Source organism: Ruminococcus hominis (assembly GCF_014287355.1).
In the GTDB taxonomy this organism is placed as follows: Bacteria; Bacillota; Clostridia; order Lachnospirales; family Lachnospiraceae; genus Schaedlerella; species Schaedlerella hominis.
The window spans coordinates 2,799,512-2,824,247 of record NZ_JACOPE010000001.1; the positions used below are offsets into that span (position 1 = coordinate 2,799,512).

Here is a 24,736-nt window from a genome sequence, read left to right on the forward strand (position 1 = left end):
GTCATCTCTGACACGAATAGTATCTTATCATATGTTTTTTAATAATGCAAGCACTTTTTACATTTTTTTTGCAATATCTGTACAAGCCTTCATTGCTTCAATCACAGCAGAACGTAATCCTTTTTCTTCCAGTACGCGTACAGCCTCGATTGTTGTTCCGCCCGGTGAGCATACCATGTCTTTTAATTCTCCCGGATGTTTTCCTGTCTCAAGCACCATCTTTGCACTTCCAAGCACCGCCTGTGCCGCAAATTGATATGCCTGTGCTCTCGGCATACCGTCTGCAACTGCTGCGTCAGCCATCGCTTCGATAAACATAAATACATATGCCGGTGAGCTTCCACTTACGGACACAACTACATCCATCAAATGTTCACTGACCACTTCTACTTTACCAAATGCGGATAAAATCTTTTTTGCGCCTTCGAGTTCTTCATCTGTGACAAATTCGTTTCGGCAGGCAGCTGTCATTCCTTCGCCTACCATAGCCGGTGTATTTGGCATTGTACGGACAAGCTTTACATCCTTGCCAAACTGTTTTGCCAGCCATTCAAGAGTTTTTCCCGGTGCGATCGTAATGACAATCTGCTCCGGTTTTACAACATCTTTAATCTCTGCGATCACAGACTCATAAAATTGAGGTTTTACGGACAAGATGATTGTCTCTGCCTTCTCTACAACCTCTTTGTTGTCTGCTGTCACATGAATACCATACAATGTTTTAACTTTTTCACGCCCTGCTTCCAACAAATCCGCTCCTATAATCTCTTCCGGTTTAAATAACCCGCTCTTAATCACGCCACCCATAATGGCTCCTGCCATATTTCCTGTTCCAATAAATCCTAATTTCATGATGCTGCCTCCTTGTCTTGTGATTTATTTTTTCACTATTATAATACCTTTTTCACTTTCTGCCAACATTCTAATAACCTTTCCAGTGAATACGCTGCATTTGCAGGACTTGTAGAAGGCAGACCAATAATCTCCCGTCCTGTTTTTTTCTGACTGTATTTTTCATACAGTTTCTTTGCCGTCCCGCCATTTGCATAAATGTTTTGGATTTTAGAATTTGCGACCACTCTTTCAATGTCAGCCGGAACAACATTTTTTATACTGCTGTCACTTGAACCAATAATATCACAGCTCTCAATGACATCCCATATCGCGATGCCGTGCTCCAGCAATAATTTTTTCTTTTCTTCAATGGTCTGTGGCACTTCGCTTTCTGTCAGTCCTGCGATTACTTTCCAGAAACGGTTCTGCGGATGCCCGTAATAGAACCGATTTTCTCTCGATTTGACCGACGGAAATGTTCCTAATATCAGTACTTTTGAGTTTTCATCAAAAACCGGTTCGAAATCGTGTGATACGTGTGTATATGTCTGCTCTTTCTTCATTTTCTTTGCACTTCACTTCCTTATATTAATGGTTTTATTCTTTTAAGCCAAATGCTACGCGTTCTGTCTCATTTCCACAACGCATTGTAATCTTGATTTTATCTAAATATTCTATCCATATTTTAGCGGTTTTTCTTGATATTTCCAAGTTATCACGCATTTCTGAATAGGTGAGTATTTTGTGTTCTCTGAAATGTTGTTCCACCTTTTCGATTACGACTTGCAGCTTTCCTTCTGTAACGTAATAAGAATCTGCTATTTCAATCAGCTTTCCTTCTTTTTTTAATACTTTGAAAATGTCTTCGAAACATTCTTCATCGACTTTCGGCGGGCATAGTTCTTTATATAGAAGTAATTGATATCCTGCTTCCTCCAGAGTTTTTAATATATGAGCTTCGATTTGTTGAAATTTTTTATCGTGTTGGATTTCAAAATTGCACAGACAAATGATGTCTTCGTTTCTTTTAATCCTTGAATCTGTTTGTTTGTCTGATTCTGATGTAAGGTCTGTCTGGGATTGCCCGAAGGATTCTAAATAAGATAAATAAGCTTCGAACGTTTTGTTCTCCCATCCTGAAAATAATTCTTTCTGCAGCTCTTTTTTTGTGGCTCCATATCTGTATGGATGTCTCTGATGGTATCTTTGAAGCCATTCTTTCATTTGCTCCCACATATTATTTTCAGATTCTTGCGACCAATAGTATGTGCATTTCTTATAAATAAATGACACGATTTGTTGCTTTTTCATATATCTATACAGCATATTGCTTATTTCTTCTTCATTTATTTCAACCAACGGCTTTATTTGCTCTATTGTAACCGGTTTTTTCTTCTGGCTTCGTAGCCATTTGAGCAAAATATTGCTTTCTTTGTTTTCTTCTTTTTGTTTTAATTCTTCAACTACCGCCGGATTTGTTCTTTTATGTTTTTTTGCTGCTGCATCAAGAACGATTCCTCCACCAATTGTTTCTAGCGGAGAATAGAATCGAAGTACAAATGAATCTCGTTTTTTCACTGCGATTTTTTCTTCCAGTACAAGTTGAGCGTATCCGCTTTCCCCCGGAGTCAATTCATTTTTCCCAAATAAAATGACACGGCACAGAACTTGTCCTGCCCCGATGTGCAAATGTAATCTGCTCTGATGTTTTAGTATTCTTCCGGTATGAGCTGACATTGTAATTTTCACATCCAGCCTCTCTGACGGATTCAGAGAATGAATGGCTGCCGCTACATTTCCTCGTTTGAGTTCTTCTTTTTTGATTCCCGGTAACAGAAGGGCTGCGCGTTGTCCTGCCGTTGCTTTCTCTACATTTTGCCCGTGAACCTGTATGCTTCTGATACGTGTTTCTGTTTTCTTCGGATATAGCATGATTTTATCGTCCGGTTGCACCTCGCCTTCCAAAATGGTTCCGGCAATCACTGTTCCTCGTCCGGACAGGGACAATATTCTGTCAATCGGCATACGAAATGCTCCTGATGTATCTCGTAAATTATGGGTATGCAATACATTTTCGACAATTATTGTCTTCAGGTTTTCAATGCCTTCTCCTGTCTTGGAGGATACACACACTTCCGGCCACGCTGCGAATCTGTCATCTCCCAGCATTTTGATTTCTTCCCTGATTTCTTCAATCATCAGCTCTTTCCATTCCTCATCCACCAAATCCGATTTTGTAAAAACAAGGATGCCATTTTCTATATGTAGCTGTGACAAGATTTCCATATGCTCAATCGTCTGTGGTTTGATTCCTTCATCCAAAGCAATGACCAATAAAACTAAATCCATGCCGTAAACTCCCGATAACATATTCGGAAGGAATTTTTCATGTCCGGGTACGTCTACAATTCCGGCGCGGTCACCATTTGGCAGATCAAACCATGTAAATCCAAGATCGATCGTGATACCACGCTCCTTTTCTTCCTTATTCGTATCCGTATCTCTTCCGGTCAGTGCACGAATCAACGCAGTCTTGCCATGATCTATATGCCCGGCTGTACCAATGATAATATGCTCCATTTCTTCCCTCCTTCTTGTTCATTATAGCATAGCAAGAGCCAATGGGGACGGGGTTTAGTGGCTTTTTCGCTTTGCGAAAAAAGCCACTAAACCCCGTCCCCATTGGTCAGCTCATTTTATTTATTTGCTAAATACTGCCTCATTCCACATCAATTCATTTTTGAACTGGCGGATGTTTGTATCTTTATCAATGTATACAGCTTCGATTCCCATTTCTGCTGCCCAGTCACCCATCTGTTCTGCTGTTAAGTCGTATGTAAATGCTGTATGATGAGCACCGCCTGCAAGGATCCATGCTTCTGCTCCTGTACGAAGATCTGGCTGTGGTGTCCAGAATGCTGTTGCTACCGGAAGTTTTGGCATTGGTTTTTCTGTCTTCTTACAATCTACGTTGTTGATGATCAGACGGAATCTGTCTCCAAGGTCAATCAGTGATGTTGCGATTGCCGGTCCTTCTTTTGCTGTAAATACAAGACGAGTTGGATCTTCACGATTTCCCATAGACAATGGCTGACACTTGATACTGATCGGACCATCTGCGATTGTCGGGCAAACCTCAAGCATATGTGCCTGAAGGATTCCTTCTTTTCCAGGAACGAGATTGTATGTGTAATCTTCCATAAATGAAGTTCCTTTTGCATCTTTCATTCCCTGTGTCATAATCTTCATAACACGGACCATAGCTGCTGTTTTCCAGTCGCCTTCTCCACCGAATCCGTATCCTTTTTCCATCAATCTCTGGATAGCAAGTCCCGGCAGCTGCTGTAATGAACCAAGATCACCGAAATGTGTTACAATTGCCTGATAGTTCTGTTCTTCTAAGAATTTTTCAAATCCAAGCTCAATCTGTGCCTGAACTGCTACATGTTTACGGAATTCTGCTTCATCTCTTCCTTCCAGAAGAATCTGATATTTGCTGTAATATTCTTCTACAAGTGCTTCTACATCACCTGGTTTTACATCCTGTACAACAGCTGCGATCTCATTTACCGGATAAGCATCTACTTCCCATCCAAATTTAATCTGTGCCTCTACTTTATCGCCCTCTGTTACAGCAACATTTCTCATATTGTCGGCAATACGCATAACACGGACATGGCTACTTTCAATCACGCCGACTGCTGTACGCATCCAAGAACCGATTCTTTCCTGTGTATCCTTATCCTGCCAATATCCCATTACAACCTTGCGGCTCTTGTTCAGACGTGTGAAAATGTGTCCGAACTCACGGTCTCCGTGTGCTGCCTGATTTTCATTCATGAAATCCATATCGATTGTATCGTATGGAATCTCGCGATTAAACTGTGTATGGAAATGAAGCAGTGGTTTTCTCAGTTCTTTCAATCCAAGAATCCATGATTTTGCCGGTGAAAATGTATGACACCATACGATAACACCTGCACAGTTTTCATCTGTATTTGCTTCACTAAATGTCTTTCTGATCACTTCATTTGTAATCAGTGTTGGTTTCCATACAACTTCATACGGAAGTAATCCTGATTCATTTAACGCATTTACGATAATCTGTGAATGCTCTGCTACATGTGCCAGACATTCATCTCCATATAAATCCTGTGAGCCTGTGCAAAACCAAAATTTGTAATCTTTACATCCTAACATAATTTGTTCTCTCCTTTTCAAATCTTATTTTTCGCTCATTTTTTGCAAACTAACACTTTTCTTGCAATTCATTAGTCTGCTTCTTTAACTCTAATTTTAGTATAGCTTTTCAGATGCGAAATAGAAAGAAAAATCTTATCTAATTATGGACATTTATTACTCTATTTTGTAAAATATAAGAAAATGCTTTTCTTTGAAATTCAAATTGAACGCACGTGGAAAAAATTTGTAATTAGCTTGCCATTTATAGAAGTGAATTTTTTCTCAGCGGAAATAAATTTGTATAGAAAGGATGGTTTCCATGCTTGCTAATTTTGAAAAACGAAACTATAACGGAAAAGAGCGTGTCTGGACAGGCCGCTATCGCAACCTGCAGAATCTGCCGCACTGGCATCTTGAAAGTGAACTGATCTATGTAGAATCCGGTGAGATTATTGTCTCTGACAATCATGAAAAATATCCCCTTGCCACAGGAGATGCAATTTTTCTTCAAGGCGGAGATATCCACTACATCAAAAGTTCTCCCGACAGTATTGTCGCAATCATACTTTTTGATTCCTCTCTCTTAAGTGGAATCTTAAAAGAACACCGTCTTGCAGGAGCAAAGTTAGAACACTCCTATCCAATTAAAGAATATTTCGAAAAAATGCAGATAGAATTAAAATCGCAGAAAATGTTCTACGATTTAAAGCTCCGCTCATTGATTACAGATCTTATGATTGAAATATTCCGCAAAGAAGAACTTGCTGCTCAGATTCAGCCTGAGAAACATTCTTCCATTGACAATTATAAAAATCTTCTTTCCGAGATTGAAACCAAATATGATTACATCACATTTTCTGACGCCGCAGATTTTATGAAATTATCAGAACCATATTTTTCAAAATTTTTCCGCAAAGTATCCGGGATGACATTTTCACAATATCTCAACGCCGTCCGGCTGGAACATGCCATAGAGTTATTGAAAAATAATACCGAACATCTAGCAATTACTGAAATTGCTGCCAAGTGCGGTTTCGATACCATCCGGCACTTCAATCGTGTGTTTAAAGATATCACAGGTATGTCGCCCAGACAAATGCCGTCGGATTATGTGTTAGATGTACGGCCAATCCGCACTATCTCCGATGCATTCAATCCGACATTACAGAATTCAGAATTGCTGTGATGAGACCAGGGGAGGCCAATGGGGACGGGGATTGTGACCATTGGGGACGGAGTTTTCCGGCTTTTTTGTTAGCAAAAAAGCCGGAAAACTCCGTCCCCGAATGGTCTAATCCCCGTCCCCGTTCCATTGGTCTATTTCACAAGATATACATCTGCATTTGTCACTCCAAGTGCCAATGCATCTGCATGGTTATTCACATAAACATCAATACGGTTTTCTTTGATGGCTCCACCGCAGTCTTCTGCTGTGAATACATGTCCACCGATGATAACTTTTGTTCCATACGGAATTACATTTGGATCTACTGCAATTGTCTGACCTTCTACAACCGGAGTTCCTGTGGCTGTAATTCCTGTCTCTACGTCACAACAAATCTCACATGCACAATAATATGTGATCTTGAAATTACCAAGACACTGTCCATACATATCCTCTGTTGCATTGACTTCGCCGATTCCGGCACCTGCTACCGAATACTGATCATTTAAGATTCGTGTTGCCCACACTGCCTCTGTTGTATCTACATTTCCATAAATGATACCGTCATTTTCATTTGCAGCTTCAATTGTCTTTCCATTTCCCGCATACATTACAACATGGTGAATGTCTCCGTCTTTCGCATAGAAAATCAAGTCGCCCGGCTGTGCATCTTCTACTGCAATCTTTGTACCATACTGTGCCTGGTCTGCTGCTACTCGTGGAAGATCATAACCATACTGTTTATAAATCTGCTGTACAAATCCTGAGCAGTCCGCTCCATCTGTCAGGCTTGTGCCTCCCCATACGTATGGATTACCGACAAACTGTGAAGCAAATTCCAACATGGACTGTCTGATTTCTCCACTCGGAGTCCCTGCTTTTGTCGATGTGAGCGTATAATATAATGCATCATTTTCTTCCGGTTTCAGCTCCTCTTTTGCTGTTGTAAATTTCTCTTCTCCGGTTTCATTTACCTGTTTTGTAACTTCATCACCTGTGCTCAGATATTCACGCTTTACAAATCCTCGCACATCACCGGATTCGATATATGTCCACTCTGAATCCTGGTCTGCAAGAATATAGCAGAGGTTTCCTTGTGTCAGCGTTCCAACGAGCAGGGAATCCTCACTCTTCTCCTCGCGGATATTTAGCTTGTCTACATTTACCAATGCATATTCTTTCTTTACTACTGTCTGATTCACTGTAGCTCTCAAATATGTAAATGCCTGATTTTCGGAAGGGTCAACTAAAGCAGTCGCTGTCTTTGCAGTTCCCTCAATTCCTTTATATTCTGTCTTCTGTGCCTCTGCTTTTTTCTTCGCTTGTTTCTGATAAACAGATAACAATTTCTGTGCTGCATCTCCTGTATATACTTCCGATGCTCTGACAAAACCACGCACATTACCAGACTCTACATACAGCCATCCATTCTCTTCCTCTTTGAGAACATACAACAGACCATCCTGTGTAATCTGTCCTACAGCTCGGACACCTTCTGTCAACTGCTGCTGTGCAACCTGTTTGTCAAATGTCTTTTCTGTCTTTGCTGTTGCTTTTTTTTCTGCTGTTTTGCTTAATATCTTTGAACGCTTCGCTACATTTTTTAAATCTGCTGCTTTCTCTTCCTTTGATACTTCACTTGCTTTGATATCTTTTTCTGAACTTGGAATAGACTCTCGAACATACAAATCTGTCTTTGCAAATGCATACTTTCTTGCAACTGTCCAGAAACGGAAATCTTCCACTACCTGTGGCAGCTTCACAATCTTCTGACTGGCAATCAAAGCTTGGTTGCTTCCTGCAGAGGTTGTCTCTGTACCCGGGTTCTCTGCTTCCTTTGTTTCAGTCGGAGCTGCTGCCGGCTGTTCTTCTTTCTTATCTGTCTCTGCTGTTTGGTCATCCTTGGAATCTTCCGTCTTATTCGCACTATCCGGATTCTCTGGTTTTGCTGGATTCTCCGGTGTTCCTGGATTCTCCGGTGTTCCTGGATTTTCCGGTGTACTTGGGTTCTCCGGTGTTCCTGGATTTTCCGGTGTACTTGGGTTCTCCGGTGTTTCTGGGTTCTCTGGTGTTCCTGGATTCTCCGGTGTTGCCGGATTTTCCGGAGTCACTGTCGTCTCTGCTACACGCTCACCAGTCTCTGGATTAACCTTCTGTCCTGTTGCTGCATCAAGCAGATACTGGCTTGCCTCATCCAGATAAACTTCTCCATTCTGAACCATCTGAAGAACACTGTCCGATACATTAACAAGATTCTCAGATCCATCCACCGCTTTTGCCTGCATTCCCGCTGCTGTCTGTGTTACTGCTACATTGCCATCCTCTGCAAATGCAGCTACTGGGGCACTCATAGCCAAACCTACTGACAAAAGTCCTGCAAGTGTTTTAGTTCCTATGATTTTTGCTACTTTTATATTTCTAAACTTCAAATTTGACTCCTTTCCTACAGTTTCTTGCTTCGTCCTTATGGTTTCTTTCTTATATTATGAAGAAACTATAGCATAATAATTATACTCCTTTTTCTTTCGATTTTCAATTTTCTCCTGAGTATCCTTGTCTTAAAATTTTATTAATTTTCGCAGCAGAAGGTCAAAAGGGGACGGAGTTTTCTGGCTTTTTTCTACGAAAAAAAGCCAGAAAACTCCGTCCCCAATGATTTAATCGCCTCGATATATGCCTTCGCATAACGACTCAATAACATATTTTTTCGTCTCACCATCCCAATTCGCATCTTGCAATTCATCTCAAGCGGTCTGGCAATGATATTTTCTCCATTTAATTTTTGATCAAGCACACCGGAACTTACCGTAAATCCATTCAATCCGATAGCAAGATTAAACAGTGTTGCCCTGTCTCGCACTTGAATATTCTTCGGAAAATCTAAAACACTTAAAAACTCTTCCGAAAAATAAAATGAATTGCGCTCACCTTGTTCAAAAACAAGATATGGATATGGCCTCAAATCTTCTATTGTTAAGCTCTCCTTTTTTGCCAACGGATGCTCTTTACTTATGAAAACATGCGGATTGGCAACGAATAATTCTTCAAAGATCAATTCATTTTTCTTTAAAAGTTTTAAAAGCACATCTTCATTATGTTCTGATAAATACAGAATCCCCAGTTCGCTTTTTCCTTGTGCAACATCGTCTATAATCTCACCCGTCTGAGTCTCCCGCAAGATAAAGCTGTATTTTTCAACATTATACTGATTGATCACATCTACAAATGCATTTACCGCAAATGAATAGTGCTGGCAGGATACAGAAAATTTCGGCACTCTTTTTTCTTCATTTCCAAAATGTTCTTTCATGATGTCTGCCTGTTCCAAAAGCATGCGGGCATAGGATAATAATTCTTCCCCTTCGCGTGTCACAACCACACCCTTATTGGAGCGTACAAATGCTGTCACACCCATTTCCTTTTCCAGATTATGAATAGCATTGCTTAAACTCGGCTGTGAAATAAATAATTGTTCTGCTGCTTCTGTGATATTTCCACATTCAGCGACTGTCACAAGATATGTTAATTGTTGTAAAGTCATGCGTCACTTCCTCTTTTCTTTCCTGACAGATAAAATAAATGTTATACAGAGTATATCTCCCATACAGCTTTGCTGTCAATTCTAGACTAATGGGGACGGGGTTTTAGTCTTCTACGCCAGATTTCCCGGACCAAATCCTTGTGGCATCAACTCACGCAAGGTATAAACATCATAATGTTCTTTGTCCAATGCAAGTATCACCTGAAATGTATCCGGATTACAGAATTCCATCATGACTTGTCTGCATACTCCGCAGGGAGCTGCATATTCTGTCAGAATTCCTTCCTTTCCACCAACAATACAGATTGCATCAAATTCGTGCACCCCCTCACTGACTGCCTTGAAAAATGCGGTGCGTTCCGCACAGTTCGTTGGTGTGAATGCTGCGTTTTCAATATTGCATCCAGTATACACCGTTCCATTTTTTGCCAACAATGCTGCCCCAACTTTAAAATTGGAATACGGCGCATAAGAAAATTTTAGTTGCTCGATTGCAGTGTCGATTAACTTCTCAATAACTTGTTTCTCCATTTGTTTTTCCTCCAGATAAAATAATGCTATACAAAGTATATCTCGAAGGCCAATAGGGACGGAGTTAGTGGCTTTTTGTCTGTGCAAAAAAGCCACTAACTCCGTCCCTAAATGGCTCCCCGTCCCTAAATGGCTCCCGCCAACTGCCAAAACGCTACCGCACTCGCCGCTGCCACATTCAACGAATCGACTCCATGCGTCATCGGAATCTTCACGGTATAATCACAATCGGCAATGGTCTCGGTTGCCAGACCGTCGCCTTCCGTTCCGAGTATGATTGCCAGCTTTTCTTCCTGCATCAGTTTCTCATCATCGATTCGGACAGAATTATCACTAAGTGCAAGAGCGGCTGTCTTGAATCCCATCTTGTGGAGAATATCAATTCCTTCTTCCGGCCAGGAACAAGAGTTATTCACAAATGTCCATGGAATTTGAAAAGTTGTCCCCATACTAACACGAATTGCCCTCCTGTAAAGTGGATTACTGCATCCGGACGTAAGCAAGATTGCATCAATATTCATCGCCGCCGCAGAACGGAAGATTGCACCGACATTCGTCGGGTTCATCACATTTTCTAAAATAGCAATCCGTCGTGCATTCTTACAGATGTCTTCTACTTTCGGCAAATCTCTGCGATGCATTGCGCACAACATTCCTCTTGTAAGCTGAAATCCTGTAAGCTGCGTTAACACTTCAGATTCTGCTGTATAAATCAGAATTTCATTCAACTGTTCTTCACTCAGTCTTTCTATGATACATTTCGCTTCCCCTGCAATCTGTTTTTTCTCAACCAACGCAGAAATCGGAACATACCCTGCGTCCAGTGCCCGTTCAATTACCTTTGGACTTTCTGCAATAAAAATTCCTTCTTCTGGTTTATCACGATTCAAAAGCTGTGCCTCTGTCTTTCTTGCATAAATATCTAACTCCGGTGCTTCAAACTCTGTAATCTCAATAATATTTACCATCTAATTTTCTCCCCGATGATTCAAGTGTAATACTTTTCTGACCTGATATTTCATCTCTGCCAGATATTCCCGAAACATATTGTTCGGCATGTAAAATGCAGACGAATCTGCCGCTATTCCATATATATTTTCTATTTTTTGATTTTTTGCAATTTGCAATGCCCGATATACATGAAAATTATTTGTCACAAGTCCGATTGTCGCCTTCTTTTTAATATATTTCATGCTGTTGGCAATGTTTTGCTCTGTAGTCTTCGACTTATCTTCCTTGATAATCCTATCTGATGACATGCCCTGCTCGATCAGATACTTTGCCATACCTTCTGCTTCTGAGTACGGCTCATTATATCCTTGTCCACCGGATACAATACAAATCGTCTTCGGATTTTCATTCATATATTCCAAAGCCTTGTCCAAACGGTATTTGAGCACAATGCTTGGACCACTTTCTTTTACCTGTGCACCAAGTACAATAATATAATCCAGGTTTTCTTTTTCTTCTGTCGCTAAGCTACTGATAATACATCCTTCTACAATAATAAATGATGTCATCCCCAGTGCAAAAATAAGCAGTATCCCCCCACGTGCAACCATTGGAATCTTGTCCCATATTCCACAGTAAATTCCGATTCCCATCATAAGAAAAACGAGCGCCATCCCAAACCAGACAAGGAAAAATTTTGTTCCGGACCGGGTTGCCTGTATCATAATTCCATACAGAAAGCACAGTATTCCAAATACTCCTAATATTCCTGCTATTATACTTTTTATCATGTTTTTTCCCTTTATTTTAAGCTTTTGCCCCAAGTATCACCTGAATCAGGTTTTTATCCAGCATTATCGTCCGATTCCATGGATTTAAAATAATACCTTGGATTTTCTCTACTTGAAGCACTGTTTCAAACAATTTGTCTATATCTGTTAAAAATGTAGACTTCACACTGTCTCCACCTTTTAATTCTTCTTCAAAACTTGTAAATGCCGTCCACCAGCTCTGTCCGTCCGATGTCTGAACCGCCTGGATTTGAATTTGTTCCAGCCCCTTCGGTGGCTCTACCGCCAGAATCACCTGTCCTTTTTCTTTCATTCGTCTGCGGATTACGGTCAATGTATGTGCCAGCATTTCCTGCGTACTTTCTTTTTGCAATCCTAAAATTGCTTCCTCAATTTTCTCATTTCCCTGTAATCCCTCATCTACCTTTGAATTATCCTGCTTTGTCATATTACTTCCTTTCTCTTTCTATTTCTATTCATTGTGCTTAACAAAAAGCTTATCGTATTCTCTATCATTTTGTATTTTATATCATTTTGCCTGTGCTTCCCGCATCATTCTCTCTCGTCCTTTTGCATGTACCTGTTTTCGTACAAAATAAAAGCATATTACCTGCATTACGATTGTAAGTAACCAGGATGCCGGATAAGAAATAAATAAAAATTCCAGTGATCTATGTTGTGGGAACAGCATAAATATCCACACAATTCTCGTTCCGACTGTACCGATAATAGATAGGATCATCGGCACACCTGAACGCCCCATTCCTCGCAGCGCTCCCGGAAACAAATCCATAATTCCACACAAAAAGTAAGTAACTGTTGTCATTGATAAAATTTCCAGACCACACTGGATTACTTTCGGATCTTCCGTATAAACCTTCAATATTTCTGTTCCAAATGCATAAGAACCACAACCGAGGATTCCTGATATAACAACTGATAAAATCAAACAATTTATCAGCACCCGATCCATACGTTTATATTTTCCAACACCATAGTTCTGGCTTGTAAAGCTCATACATGCCTGTGTCACAGCATTAACGGAGACATATAAAAATCCCAGAATATTATTTGCCGCTGTATAACCGGCCATCGCTGTCGAGCCGAAGGAATTGACGGATGACTGTAACAATGCATTTGAAAAATTGATAACTGTACTCTGGATTCCGGCCGGAATTCCAACTTGAAAAATCTGTCTTAAATATACTTTCTGAATTCTTAATTTAGAAAATCTTAATTGATAGCAGCCTTCAGATTTATACAGACACCGAAGTACTAAAATACAGGATATTAACTGCGAAATGACTGTTCCGATTCCAACTCCGGCAACACCCATGTGGAAAATAATTACAAGGATCATATTTAATCCTGCATTTGCCACACCTGAAATAATCAAAAATATAAGCGGACGTTTTGTGTCTCCGACAGCTCTTAAAATGGCCGCACCATAGTTATATAACATAAAAAATGGCATTCCGCAAAAATAAATCCTCATATAAAGAGTAGATAACTCTATTACATCAGAAGGCGTTCCCATCAACTCCAATGCCAATTTTGCCAACACCAGTCCCACTACTGCCATTATAATTCCACTGATCAGTGCCAGTGTGATTGCTGTATGTACCGTTTCCGACATTTCTTTTTCCTTGCCGGAAGCATAAAATCTTGCTGCCAGTACATTTGCCCCAAGAGAGATTCCAATAAATAAATTGGTAAATATATTAATCAACGCTGTCGTTGAACCGACCGCAGCCAACGCCTGACTTCCACTAAATCGTCCGACAACAACAATATCTACCGCATTAAACATCAACTGCAAAATACCAGAAAGCATAAGTGGAAGTGAAAATGATATCAGCTTATCCATAATAGAACCATTACACATATCTATCTCGTATTTATTTTTCTTCACAGTTCTCTACCCCTTTTCTTTAAATTAAATTCCGTATTATATTATGGTACAAAAAAACAGTTAAAGCAAGTATGTGTGAAACATTGAATAAATTTGTAAAAAGAGATATTGCATCGCCTCTTGCTCTGCAATATCTCCTTTTTCTCACCCGATTCCACCAAGCAATGCTCCGGCTACCAACGCCAGAAATGCTAATGGAACCAGCACATATTTTCCGACCGGAACAAACCATCTTCCAATCTTCTTATCTCTGCCTTTGTTTACTGCCTGCAAAGCAAACTCTTCTCCTGCAATCCAGAAGAACATGATTGCTGACAGCATTGCACCAAGTGGACAAATATAAATTGAAACTGCATCCATCCACCCTGAAACGATTCCCTGAATAAGCAGTGCAACAGCGCATCCGATCACTGCGATCACACCAACTGCCGAGAATCTTTTTAATCCGAATTTTTCCTGCAATGTTGCTACCGGAGCTTCATACAGATTAACCAGCGAACTCATTCCGGCAAATAATACACAAAGATAGAAAATGATTCCTACAAGCTTACCGCCCGGCATTCCGTTAAATACGTTGATCAAATAGATAAACATAAGTCCCGGACCGCCTGAAGATAATTCAGCTCCGCCGACTGCCATCCCCGGAATAATCACAAATGCTGCGAGCAATGCTGCCATTGTGTCAAAAATCGCTACATTTCTTGCAGAACTCACCAAATCCTCTTCCTCACTTAAATAAGAACCATATATCACCGTTCCGTTTCCTGCGATTGAAAGCGAGAAGAATGCCTGTCCGAATGCATATATCCATAACTTAATATCTAACAGGCCTTTTGGCTCGATTGTAAATATATAACGATAACCGGCCTCTGCTCCCGGCAATGTGAAAATATAAATTCCAAGCCCTAAAAACATGATAAACAAAAATGGCATCATGACTTTATTCGCCCGCTCAATTCCTCCTGCGATTCCAAATGCCATGATAACGGCTGTCACGATCACTGCAATCACCAGCCACAAATTGTTGCCAAAGACTTTTGCTGTACTTCCGAACATTCCACCGATTATGTCCATGTCCTGTCCCATTGCTGCAACTTTACCGGTCAATGCCAGAAATGCATATTTAAAGATCCAGCCAACTACAACCGTATATCCAATCGCCAGTGCAAACGACCCAAGGACCGGCAAAACACCGATTATTTCTCCCGGCTTTCGCTTTCCTGTCCGCATCTGCGTACACGTTCCAAATGCTTTGATCGGTCCGCCTTTGGCTGCACGTCCCAATGCCATCTCTTCGATCACACCGGAAGAACTAATCAAAATTACAAATAAAATATATGGAATTAAAAATGTCATACCGCCCCAGTCAGATACCATATATGGAAATCTCCATATATTCCCCATACCGACTGCTGAACCAATACATGCTAAAACAAATCCTGTCTTACTTTTAAAACCATCCCTCTCATGACTTTTATGTTTCATCCTCTGTATCCCTTCTCACCTGATTTGTAAGCACATGTCTTATTTTTCAATATCAATTTTCTGATCAAATCCTGTAAGACTGAACACATCAAAGACTTCGTCAGACACATTTATAATTTTAAATCCGTCCTTATTCTGCATCTTTTTGTATGCGGCAATTACTTGCCGCAGACCTGCTGATGAAATGTATTCAAGCTTTGCGAAATCAAATACAAGACTTGTGATCTCGTCTGTAAGCTTTGAAAGTTCTTCTTCTAACTGTGGGGCTGTCTGTGTATCCAGCCATCCTACAATCTCCATTGTTGTTTTCGTCCCATCTGTTTTACTAATAATTTCCATGAATTTTTCTCCTTAAATTAATCAAAAAATGTAAGTCTGTCCAGTGCCTCAATCGCACTTTCAAGATATCTGTCATCTGTAATAGGCCATTTGTAACCTAATCTGTAAAGAATCTGTGATGTAAATCTATTGCCGTAATCCAGCGTATAGATTTCATTTTCATTGTGTGACGTGTATGCGATAAGACCTGAAACAGCATCAGAATCCTGTCCTGTTTTTGCAAATTCTTTTACTGCAGTCTCAAACTCCTCGTCTTTTACAATATCGATCTTAAATCCATGTTCACGCATTGCATAGATCAAATCTGACATAAAGATATGATGGCTGTTGCATGCATGGAATACGGTAAATCTTCTGTCCGTCTGTACCAGATTCAAAACTGCAAGTGCTGTAGAGTCGATCGGTGAAAATTCTGTCACTTCATGCATACTTCCTACCGGGAATTTTCCAACTGCTTTATAACCTCTCAGGCTTCGCAGGAAACCGTTTGTAATAAAGTTAATCTGGAATTCACCATCGGAATCTCTGCTCATAAGATTACCTACACGGATGATCTTTCCGTCAAGACCATCTGCAACCGCTTCAAGTACAGCTCTTTCTGCAATAAATTTTGTACGGATATATTCGTTTGTAATGTTCTGTCCGATGTATAAATCATTTTCACAGAAAACTCTCGACATCGGCGGTACGCCGTCTGATCCTTCACCACTGACTGAGACTGTTGATATCTGAATCAGTCTACGTGCATTATTTTTACATAAATCAATCAGATTTTCTACTCCTATTACATTTATTTTTTCAAGAACATCGCCTGCCGCAAAATGTTTTACACACGCTGCACAGTTAATTAATGTCTGGAATTTGTATTCTGCTAATCTGTCGACATCTTCTTTTGATGTAATATCTCCGTCCACACATACGATGCGCTTTTCAAACATTTCTTTGTACGGATTATCAAAATAATACATCAACATATTCATCATTCGTTTTTCCGGTGATTCATATGAGCCTTTGCGTACAAGACAATAAACCTTTCCGTCATAATGATCCAGATATGCCTTCAAAATATGTATTCCAAGGAATCCGGTCGCTCCTGTGATCATGATATCTCCGATTTTTTCTTTTGTCACAAGGTCAACATTTTCTTCGATATTTCCACTTATCACACTTTGTATTTTATTATAGCTGTAATTTGAAAATTCATTGCCTCCTGTAGTATCTTCCACTGCTTCATCATTTCCAAGCATTGCAGAAAGCTCATGCACTGTAGGATATTTGAAAATATCTGCATATACAATACCGATATTCTTTGACAGACACATGATTGCCACCTTTGATGCAGTAAGAGAAGAACCACCCAGATCAAAGAAATTATCCTCGATTCCTACTTTATCAATACCAAGTGCTTTCTCAAAAATACCGCAAAGCTCTGTCTGAACAGCTGTAACCGGTTCGACATAGCTATTTCTTTCTACACTCATCTCTGGTTCAGGAAGTGCCTTTTTGTCAATCTTGCCCCCCGGTGTTACAGGCATCTTATCAAGATGAACAAAGAAGGACGGCATCATATAATCCGGGATAAGCGGCTCTAAGAAGTTTTTCATTTCTTCATCGGAAATGCTTACGCCCATATAGTAAGCAACAATATATTTATTACCGCCTTTTTCAATTACTTTGGCAGCCGCATTTTGAACAGAATCATATTTCACTATCGCTCCCTCAATCTCGCCAAGCTCGATTCGATATCCTCTGATTTTTACCTGTGAATCGATTCGACCGATGTATTCTATGTTTCCGTCTCCTTTCATGCGGACCATATCTCCGGTTCTGTAAAGACGTTTATCTTCCTCGCAAATTGAGAATGGATTTTCAACAAACGCTGCGGCTGTTTTTTCTGGAAGATTATGGTAGCCTCTTGCAATCTGTCTTCCTGCATGACACAGCTCACCCGATGCGCCTACCGGAAGTCTGGTCAAATCTTTATCTACGATATAGCTTCGGATATTTGTCTGCGATTTTCCAATCGGTATATTTTCATACTGCTTATCAACGAAAAATTCTGTTGATGAAACCGTATTTTCTGTTGGTCCATATCCATTGACCATCTGATAAGTACGATTTCTATAATGTTTGAATTTCTCACCGCCAAGTGTTGCAAAGCGAAGTGCCGGAGCTTCTTCCAGTAATTCTGTCACCAGTTCTCCAATCTGCGTCGGAATCGTAAGGGTCGTAATATTTTCTTCTCTTACAAACTTCGCAACTGCAACCGCATCTTTTCTGATACCTTCCGGTAAAATGTACAGCATTGCCCCAACGGTAAGTGGAGCGAACAAATCCACAACCGATGCATCAAAGCAAAAGCTTGCAAACTCTGCAACTATAAAATCAGGTGTCATTTTCCTTGATGAAACAAGATATTCTATCAGATTTAATAAATTTCTATGCTCGATCATAACACCCTTTGGCTTTCCGGTTGAACCTGAGGTATAAATCATATACGCCAGATTTTCCGGCTTCGGAGGAGTAAGTTCTACTGAAAGCTCAAACTCTTTTGCCTCTTCTGCCACTTCATCAAGACTGATGATATTTTTATCATAAAATGCAACCAGATCACGATACTTGTTTACTACAAGCAAATTCTCTGCTCCTGAATCTGTCAGCATATATTCGATCCTGCTCTGCGGATACTCCGGATCCAGCGGAACATATGCACCACCGGCTTTCATAACCCCTAGATAAGCAACTGTAAATTCTTTTGTTCTTCCACACAAAATACCTGCAACTTTTTCTCTTCCAACTCCATTTTCTGTAAGCTTTTGTGCAACATAATCGGACATTCTATCGAGTTCTTTGTAAGTGAGCTCTCCAAATTCATCCTTCACCGCTGCCTTATCCGGATATTTTGTAACAGTCTCTTTAAACAGTTCAACAAATGTTTTTCCTGCATGCTCCAGAACATCCACCATCTTAGTCTCTTCTTCAAATAACAATCTGATATCGGATGCTTTCTCTTCCTTCGTCAGCCCGTCAATTGCAAGCTCAAGGTTATCTGCGAGATATTTCATCGTCTCTTCACGATACATGTCTCCACGGTATTCAATTTCAAAGACAAATTTATTTCTTACAATAGAAATACTTACGGAAACAGGTGCTTTCGCAGCATTTAAATGTACCGGTTCTTCAGAAGCGAATTCACCTCCTATTGTATCAAATTCAAAGTTATCACCCTGATAAATCACCATGGCATCTGCTTTGATATTAAACTCACGGCTAATCTGTGAAAATGGATAAATGTCATTGTTCATAGAATCCATAAGCTGTTGCCGGACATCTGCCAGATATTCTTGCGTCTGTCCTGAAAAATCACAGTAAACCGGGAGCGTTTTTACAAGCATACCGACTGTATCAGAAAGTCTCGAATCATTTCTTCCATGGTAAATTGTTGTGAAAACAGCATTCTCTTTGAAATTATATTTTCCAAGTGTAAGTCCAAATGCTGCAATGAAAAATACATTTTCTGTGATTCCGTTCTTCTTGCAAAAATCTTTTACGCTCTGGACTGAAATCTCTGAAACTTCTCTGTGATACATTTCTGCTGTAGGAACAGCACCCGATTTATCCGGATAAAATGCTATACTTCCGCCGGCTTTTTCAAATACTGATCTATAATAATCTTCTGCATTTTTATATGTATCGCTATTCAAAGCATCACGGTTATCCAGTGCAAGCTCATACGATGTATATTCTTCTTTTTTCAGAGTTTCTCCACTGTACGCCTTGTTAATATCATTGATGATAATTTCAAGAGAGGTACCATCTGCAATAATGTGATGCAAATCCAGGAACAAATAATTTCCGGCTGTTGTTCTGTGAATCTCAAATCTGAAAAGCTGTTCGTTAAATAGCATATATGGACGAACAAGCGTCTCTTTATCCATTCCGTCAATAATCTGTGTTTTGTACTCTAAATCGTCATCACGTTTCTGAAGAACATCTCCATTCTCATCCATAAAGAGATTTGTCTTGAGATAAGGATGTGCTTCAACCGTACTGTCTATTGCTTTCGCCAGCTTATCCAAATCTACTTTTCTATCCAGTTTAAACAGATATGGGATATTATAAATTGTTGTACCCATATTAGCAGTACATTCGATAAATATTCCTTCCTGCGTATTTGTAAGCGGATAAATCTCTTGAATTTCTCTCTTTGATGTCTTTCCTGCTTTTTGTACAAATCCTTCCAGCTTCTCAATTGTCGGATTATCTTTGATATCTGATGTTTTGATAACAATATCAAACTCCTTTGAAATCAGCATATTTAATTTAATCGCACTGATAGATGTAAGTCCGACACTAAAAATATCTGTTGTAATTCCAAATTCTGTGTATCCTAATACTTCTGCAACACAATCAAAGATTTTCTGCTGGATATCATTCTGTGGCTTGATGATTTCTTCTACTTTCTTTTCCGGTTTTGGAAGTTCCTTTTTATTTACTTTCTGATTCTGGTTCAACGGAATCTTATCAATCTGCATTGTAACAGCCGGAACCATATATGGTGGTTTTGTTTCTTTGATAAAATCATTTAATGCATTGATATCTACTATGCTGTCTGATACAACATAAGCTGCAATATATTTTCCACTGAACGGATCATCAAATGCAACTACCGTCGCATCTTTTATACCTTCGTATCTTCGGATTACTTCCTCAACCTCTGAAAGTTCAATTCTGAATCCACGAATCTTAACCTGTGAATCTTTTCTTCCGATAATCTGGATATTTCCATCTGGCAGATATCTTGCAACGTCTCCGGAATGATACAAAACCTCGTATCCTTCCTCATCGTCATAAATATTTTTTGTATATACTTCTGCCGTTTTCTCAGGTTTGTTGAGGTATCCCCTGGAAACCTGCCAGCCGGCTATCATCAGCTCACCACATGCACCATATGGCAGCAGATGTCCAAATTTATCTGTTATATAAAGCTTATTATTATCAAGTGCTTTACCTATCGGTACATTATTGTAATATTTATCTACTTCAAATATAGTTGTGAAAATCGTGTTTTCTGTAGGTCCATAACCGTTAAAAAACTTGAAATTCTTTGGCGGTTCACAAGGAACAAGCTTCTCGCCTCCTACAGATAAATATTTCAGGCTCTTGCAATCCATCTCCATTGCAAACTGTCTTCCGACCTGAGTTGTCATAAAGGAATGTGTAATACCATTTGTCTCAAAATAATCATTTAATGCAATAAAATCAAGGCGGATTTCTTCCGGAATAATATGAAGCTCGGCTCCATTTGCAATTGTTCCGTAAATATCCATCATACATGCATCAAATCCAAATGATGCATAAGCTGCAACCTTTGAATCAAAATCAAGTTCATAATATTTTTTGTACCAATGACTAAATGCAGTAATATTACCGTACTCAAGCATACATCCCTTCGGAACACCAGTTGAACCGGATGTATAGAGTAAGATGAACAGATCATGCAGCTCTGGTTCTTTCAGCTTTATATCACGATCTTCTATCTGCAGAATTTCATCCATGTACAATACGTTTCCTTCATAACCATCAACCAGCGGAAGTAATTCTCTGTCGACGATCAGAAGCTTCGCTTGTGCATCTTCAAGCATATACATTAATCTGTCTTTTGGATAAGTCGGATCAAGTGGCTGATATGCGGCACCTGCTTTTATCACTCCAAGCGGTGCGATTGCCATATATTCACAACGTGGAATGAGGATTGACACTACATCCTCCCTGCCGATTCCAAGTGATGCAATATATTTTCCAAGCCTGTCACTGATCTCATCCAGTTCCTTGTATGTATATCTCTTATCTTTAAATACTACCGCTGTACGCTCCGGTATCTCCCGGACCATTTCAGAAAACATGTCGAAAATAGTTTTGCTTCTGCCGTAATCATTTTCTGTACTGTTAAATGTTGCAATTTGATTTGCTGCATTTTGTGAAATCACAGAAATCTCTGAAATATATTTTGACTTAAGCATCGAATCCATTGCTGCTTCATAGGCTTCAAGCATTCCATCAACAAACGCTTTGCTGTACATGTCACTTCTATATTCTGCAGTAAGTACATATTCGTGATCATACTCTCTTACCTGAATAAGCAGTGGCATCTTCGCCATATCAAGCGACAGATCCTGTCCTCTCGCAATCGTATCTCCGATTGGATAATCATCACTTAACTCTGCCTGATATGCAAAAACCAAATCTGAATTTATACCATATTTTGCACAGATATCATAGAATGGGAAGATATCATTTGCCATCGATGACATAAGCTGTTCTGAAAGCTCTGCCATATATGTCTGTATTGTCGTTTTCTCCTCAAAGGCACAGTATACAGGAAGTGTTTTTACAAGCATGCAGACTGTGTTTTCAAGTCGGGAGTCATTTCGTCCGTTGTAAATCGTTGCAAAAAGGCTTTCCTCGGAATTTGAATATTTTGTTGCAAGAATACCAAATAATCCTGTAAATAATGTGTTTGGCGTAACCCCTGTTTTTTCACAGTAAGCACGAATTTTCTCTTCCGGAATGTTTACTTCTCTTGACGTAATTCCCTTTTCAGGAGTTTTTCCCGAAACGTCCGGAAGCGGAAGCGACTCTGTTTCAACACCTTCGAAAATGCTGTCGTAATATTTCTCGGCCTTTTTATATTTGCCTTCTTTCATCTGCTGTTCTTCATCAAGAGCTGCATCAAATCCTGTGTAGGTTTCGCTCTCAAGTTTTTCACCACAATACGCCTTATTGATATCTTCAAAAATAATATCGTAAGAATTACCATCTGCAATGATATGATGAAAATCTGTAAACAAATATTTTTTATCTTCCGTAAGATAAATTTCCGCACGGAATAAACGCCCCTTCTCAAGCTTGAACGGACGTACCAGATTTTCTTTTAATGCTTCAAACTCACTGTTTGTAGTCTTGATAATCTTTGGTATAAACGTATCTTCTCCCGGTCTTTGCACCATCTCTCCGTCACTGTTGAGATATACTTTTGTAAGCAGATAGGAATGTGCATTTACCATTTTTGTAAGTGCATCAGCCAACTTCTGCTCATCAATCGCATTTTCCAGTTCAAAAAGGAATGGTATATTATAAACTGTGCTGTCTGGGTTTTTGCTACACTCAGCAAAAATACCTTTTTGAGATCCTGTAAGCGGATAAACCTCACGTTTTTCATAGGTTCCAAGCTTCGGTGCAAGCATGATGTATTTTTCAAGTTTTTCAATCGTATTATTGTCATGGATATCGCCTGTTTTCACAGTAACTTTGAACTCATCTGAAAGTAAAATACACAGCTTCATTGCACTGATGGAAGAAAGCCCTGCTTTGTAAAGGCTGGTATCAATTCCAAAGAAATCATTTCCTACAATTTCAGAAACAATTTCAAAAATCTTTTTCTGTATCGGAGTTTCTGCTGCTTTTAAATTTGTCGGTGCTGAAACCGGCTTTGGCAATGCTTTCTTATCGACTTTTCCATTCTGTGTCATTGGCATCTTTTCAAGCTGTATAAATACCTCCGGCACCATATAATGTGCGAGTGATTTTGAAGCATATTCCATAAGCTTTTCTGTATCAACATCATGGTCTGCAATAAAATAGCAGCATAAATATTGATTATCTACCGGGATTGTAATACTTGTAAGAATGCCCTCAAAGCTATTTATCACTTCTTCTATCTCACCAAGCTCGATTCTAAGTCCTCGCAGCTTGATCTGATTGTCCATTCTTCCGAAAAACTCTATTTCATTATCGGAATTGATTTTCGCAAGATCTCCTGTTTTATATGCACGTTCTCCATTCAATTCGATAAATGCAGCCGCCGTTTTCTCCGGAAGATTCACATATCCTCTGCCGACTCCAAGACCTGCTATAACAAGCTCACCGGTTTCTCCGTCCGGCAGGATATGATTCTCTTTATCGACAATAAATACCTTCACATTTCCATTTGGAGCGCCGATTGTAATTTTTTGACTGTCTGTTATTACCTTCATGGTACAGCTTATCGTTGTCTCTGTCGGACCATACCCGTTCATAATATAAGCATTCTGATTTACCAGACGGATCTTTTCATAAAGTGCCGGTGGAAATGCTTCTGCTCCGATATCAAAAACCTTAATCTGGGACATTGCCTCTGTAAGTTGTGGCAGGTCAATGATGTTTGACAAATATGTAGGCGTTGTCGTCATAATATCGACTTTATTTTTTACAATTAAATCTCCGAGAATAATTGGATTATTAATTTCGTCTTCACTTGCGATAACCGCTGTAAGACCATTTGTAAGTGGAACAAATTCTTCAAGAATCGATACATCAAATGTCATTGCTGCCATAGAAAGAGAAACCGAGCCTTTGTCTACATATCCAAAGGTTTCCGCATTTTTCGGATCTGGGTTCACAAAGTTCGCCAGATTCACATGTTCAATCATAACTCCTTTTGGCTTTCCTGTTGAACCGGAAGTATAGATACAGTAGCAAAGATCATTCTCTTTTATTTCAACATCCGGATTTTCTGCATTTTCATTTTCAAGAAGCTCTTCAAGAAACAGCACCTTGCAGTCGAGCTTTGTAAATAAATCCTGTCTCTCCTTTTCAATCTCCTTTGTCGTAATTACAAAAGGAATTCCGGCATCCTCAAAAATGTACTGGATTCTATCATCCGGATAATCCGGCGCCGCAACCGTAAATGCTCCTCCTGCTTTTAAAATTGCCTGTCGTACTGCATAGAAATCACAACATCTCTCAAGAATAACTCCTACGATCGTCTCGGCCTGCACACCCTTTTCGATGAGTGCATTTGCAATTCTATTCGCTCTTTCATTTAATTTCGAATATGAAAAGCTTTCCTTACTTGTCACAACTGCAAGCTTGTCCGGATGAAGAGCCACCTGCTCTTCAAATAATTTTGTCACCGGGCGAAACTTAAATTCAACATTACTTTCATTGATTGCCGTCATCTTTCG

15 protein-coding genes are annotated in these 24,736 nt (G+C 39.7%); 1 reads left to right on the forward strand and 14 read right to left on the reverse strand.

Annotated elements, in window-relative coordinates; all coding sequences use genetic code 11:
- Positions 1–57: 57 nt before the first annotated feature.
- The 4 genes from proC to araA all read right to left on the reverse strand — a co-directional run bounded on the left by proC (position 58) and on the right by araA (position 5,034).
- Positions 58–852 carry a pyrroline-5-carboxylate reductase gene (proC, locus tag H8S40_RS12555; protein ID WP_186865337.1) on the reverse strand — a complete coding sequence of 265 codons (795 nt, stop codon included), beginning with the start codon at positions 850–852 and terminating at the stop codon, positions 58–60.
- 38 nt (positions 853–890) lie between these two features.
- Positions 891–1,397, reverse strand: coding sequence for a DNA-deoxyinosine glycosylase (locus H8S40_RS12560; protein WP_186865338.1), 507 nt, complete (start codon positions 1,395–1,397; stop codon positions 891–893).
- Positions 1,398–1,431: 34 nt separating this feature from the next.
- Entirely contained in the window at positions 1,432–3,414 is a 1,983-nt protein-coding gene (selB, locus tag H8S40_RS12565) for a selenocysteine-specific translation elongation factor (RefSeq protein ID WP_186865339.1), read from the reverse strand.
- 120 nt (positions 3,415–3,534) lie between these two features.
- Positions 3,535–5,034, reverse strand: a complete 1,500-nt coding sequence (gene araA, locus H8S40_RS12570) for an L-arabinose isomerase (RefSeq protein ID WP_186865340.1) — start codon at positions 5,032–5,034, stop codon at positions 3,535–3,537.
- 301 nt (positions 5,035–5,335) lie between these two features.
- Between araA and H8S40_RS12575 the strand changes: the two genes are divergently transcribed.
- Entirely contained in the window at positions 5,336–6,202 is an 867-nt protein-coding gene (locus tag H8S40_RS12575) for a helix-turn-helix transcriptional regulator (RefSeq protein ID WP_117990091.1), read from the forward strand.
- Between the two features lie 131 nt (positions 6,203–6,333).
- Here H8S40_RS12575 and H8S40_RS12580 read toward each other — a convergent pair whose 3' ends face one another.
- From H8S40_RS12580 to H8S40_RS12625, 10 genes are all read right to left on the reverse strand, one after another.
- Positions 6,334–8,610 carry an NlpC/P60 family protein gene (locus H8S40_RS12580; RefSeq protein ID WP_366482530.1) on the reverse strand — a complete coding sequence of 759 codons (2,277 nt, stop codon included), beginning with the start codon at positions 8,608–8,610 and terminating at the stop codon, positions 6,334–6,336.
- A 191-nt stretch (positions 8,611–8,801) separates the two neighbouring features.
- Positions 8,802–9,722: a LysR family transcriptional regulator gene (locus tag H8S40_RS12585; RefSeq protein WP_186865341.1), complete on the reverse strand. Its 921-nt coding sequence runs from the start codon at positions 9,720–9,722 to the stop codon at positions 8,802–8,804.
- Positions 9,723–9,833: 111 nt separating this feature from the next.
- The gene (locus H8S40_RS12590) at positions 9,834–10,253 is read right to left on the reverse strand and encodes a cytidine deaminase (RefSeq protein WP_022075047.1); all 420 of its coding nucleotides are present in this window, start codon (positions 10,251–10,253) and stop codon (positions 9,834–9,836) included.
- Positions 10,254–10,378: 125 nt separating this feature from the next.
- A complete protein-coding gene (locus H8S40_RS12595; RefSeq protein WP_118688212.1) occupies positions 10,379–11,221 on the reverse strand; it encodes a TrmH family RNA methyltransferase in 843 nt (280 codons plus the stop codon).
- The gene (locus tag H8S40_RS12600) at positions 11,222–11,995 is read right to left on the reverse strand and encodes a YdcF family protein (protein ID WP_186865342.1); all 774 of its coding nucleotides are present in this window, start codon (positions 11,993–11,995) and stop codon (positions 11,222–11,224) included. It abuts the gene before it with no gap.
- Between the two features lie 16 nt (positions 11,996–12,011).
- Positions 12,012–12,443: an SseB family protein gene (locus H8S40_RS12605; RefSeq protein ID WP_186865343.1), complete on the reverse strand. Its 432-nt coding sequence runs from the start codon at positions 12,441–12,443 to the stop codon at positions 12,012–12,014.
- Positions 12,444–12,524: 81 nt separating this feature from the next.
- On the reverse strand, positions 12,525–13,907 hold the full coding sequence (locus tag H8S40_RS12610) for an MATE family efflux transporter (RefSeq protein ID WP_366482533.1): 1,383 nt from the start codon (positions 13,905–13,907) through the stop codon (positions 12,525–12,527).
- A gap of 144 nt (positions 13,908–14,051) precedes the next feature.
- Positions 14,052–15,392: a sodium-dependent transporter gene (locus H8S40_RS12615; protein WP_186865344.1), complete on the reverse strand. Its 1,341-nt coding sequence runs from the start codon at positions 15,390–15,392 to the stop codon at positions 14,052–14,054.
- 39 nt (positions 15,393–15,431) lie between these two features.
- Positions 15,432–15,731 carry an STAS domain-containing protein gene (locus H8S40_RS12620; RefSeq protein ID WP_022074721.1) on the reverse strand — a complete coding sequence of 100 codons (300 nt, stop codon included), beginning with the start codon at positions 15,729–15,731 and terminating at the stop codon, positions 15,432–15,434.
- A 17-nt stretch (positions 15,732–15,748) separates the two neighbouring features.
- Positions 15,749–24,730 carry a non-ribosomal peptide synthetase gene (locus H8S40_RS12625; protein ID WP_186865345.1) on the reverse strand — a complete coding sequence of 2,994 codons (8,982 nt, stop codon included), beginning with the start codon at positions 24,728–24,730 and terminating at the stop codon, positions 15,749–15,751.
- Between the last annotated feature and the right edge of the window lie 6 nt (positions 24,731–24,736).

Excerpts from the sequence above, each read along its gene's own strand:
- H8S40_RS12575 (WP_117990091.1), top strand. The coding sequence starts at position 5,336 with ATGCTTGCTAATTTTGAAAAACGAAACTATAACGGAAAAGAGCGTGTC.
- selB (WP_186865339.1), bottom strand. The coding sequence starts at position 3,414 with ATGGAGCATATTATCATTGGTACAGCCGGGCATATAGATCATGGCAAG.
- H8S40_RS12600 (WP_186865342.1), bottom strand. The coding sequence starts at position 11,995 with ATGATAAAAAGTATAATAGCAGGAATATTAGGAGTATTTGGAATACTG.
- H8S40_RS12620 (WP_022074721.1), bottom strand. The coding sequence starts at position 15,731 with ATGGAAATTATTAGTAAAACAGATGGGACGAAAACAACAATGGAGATT.
- H8S40_RS12595 (WP_118688212.1), bottom strand. The coding sequence starts at position 11,221 with ATGGTAAATATTATTGAGATTACAGAGTTTGAAGCACCGGAGTTAGAT.
- proC (WP_186865337.1), bottom strand. The coding sequence starts at position 852 with ATGAAATTAGGATTTATTGGAACAGGAAATATGGCAGGAGCCATTATG.
- H8S40_RS12605 (WP_186865343.1), bottom strand. The coding sequence starts at position 12,443 with ATGACAAAGCAGGATAATTCAAAGGTAGATGAGGGATTACAGGGAAAT.
- H8S40_RS12560 (WP_186865338.1), bottom strand. The coding sequence starts at position 1,397 with ATGAAGAAAGAGCAGACATATACACACGTATCACACGATTTCGAACCG.
- araA (WP_186865340.1), bottom strand. The coding sequence starts at position 5,034 with ATGTTAGGATGTAAAGATTACAAATTTTGGTTTTGCACAGGCTCACAG.
- H8S40_RS12625 (WP_186865345.1), bottom strand. The coding sequence starts at position 24,730 with ATGACGGCAATCAATGAAAGTAATGTTGAATTTAAGTTTCGCCCGGTG.
- H8S40_RS12615 (WP_186865344.1), bottom strand. The coding sequence starts at position 15,392 with ATGAAACATAAAAGTCATGAGAGGGATGGTTTTAAAAGTAAGACAGGA.
- H8S40_RS12585 (WP_186865341.1), bottom strand. The coding sequence starts at position 9,722 with ATGACTTTACAACAATTAACATATCTTGTGACAGTCGCTGAATGTGGA.
- H8S40_RS12590 (WP_022075047.1), bottom strand. The coding sequence starts at position 10,253 with ATGGAGAAACAAGTTATTGAGAAGTTAATCGACACTGCAATCGAGCAA.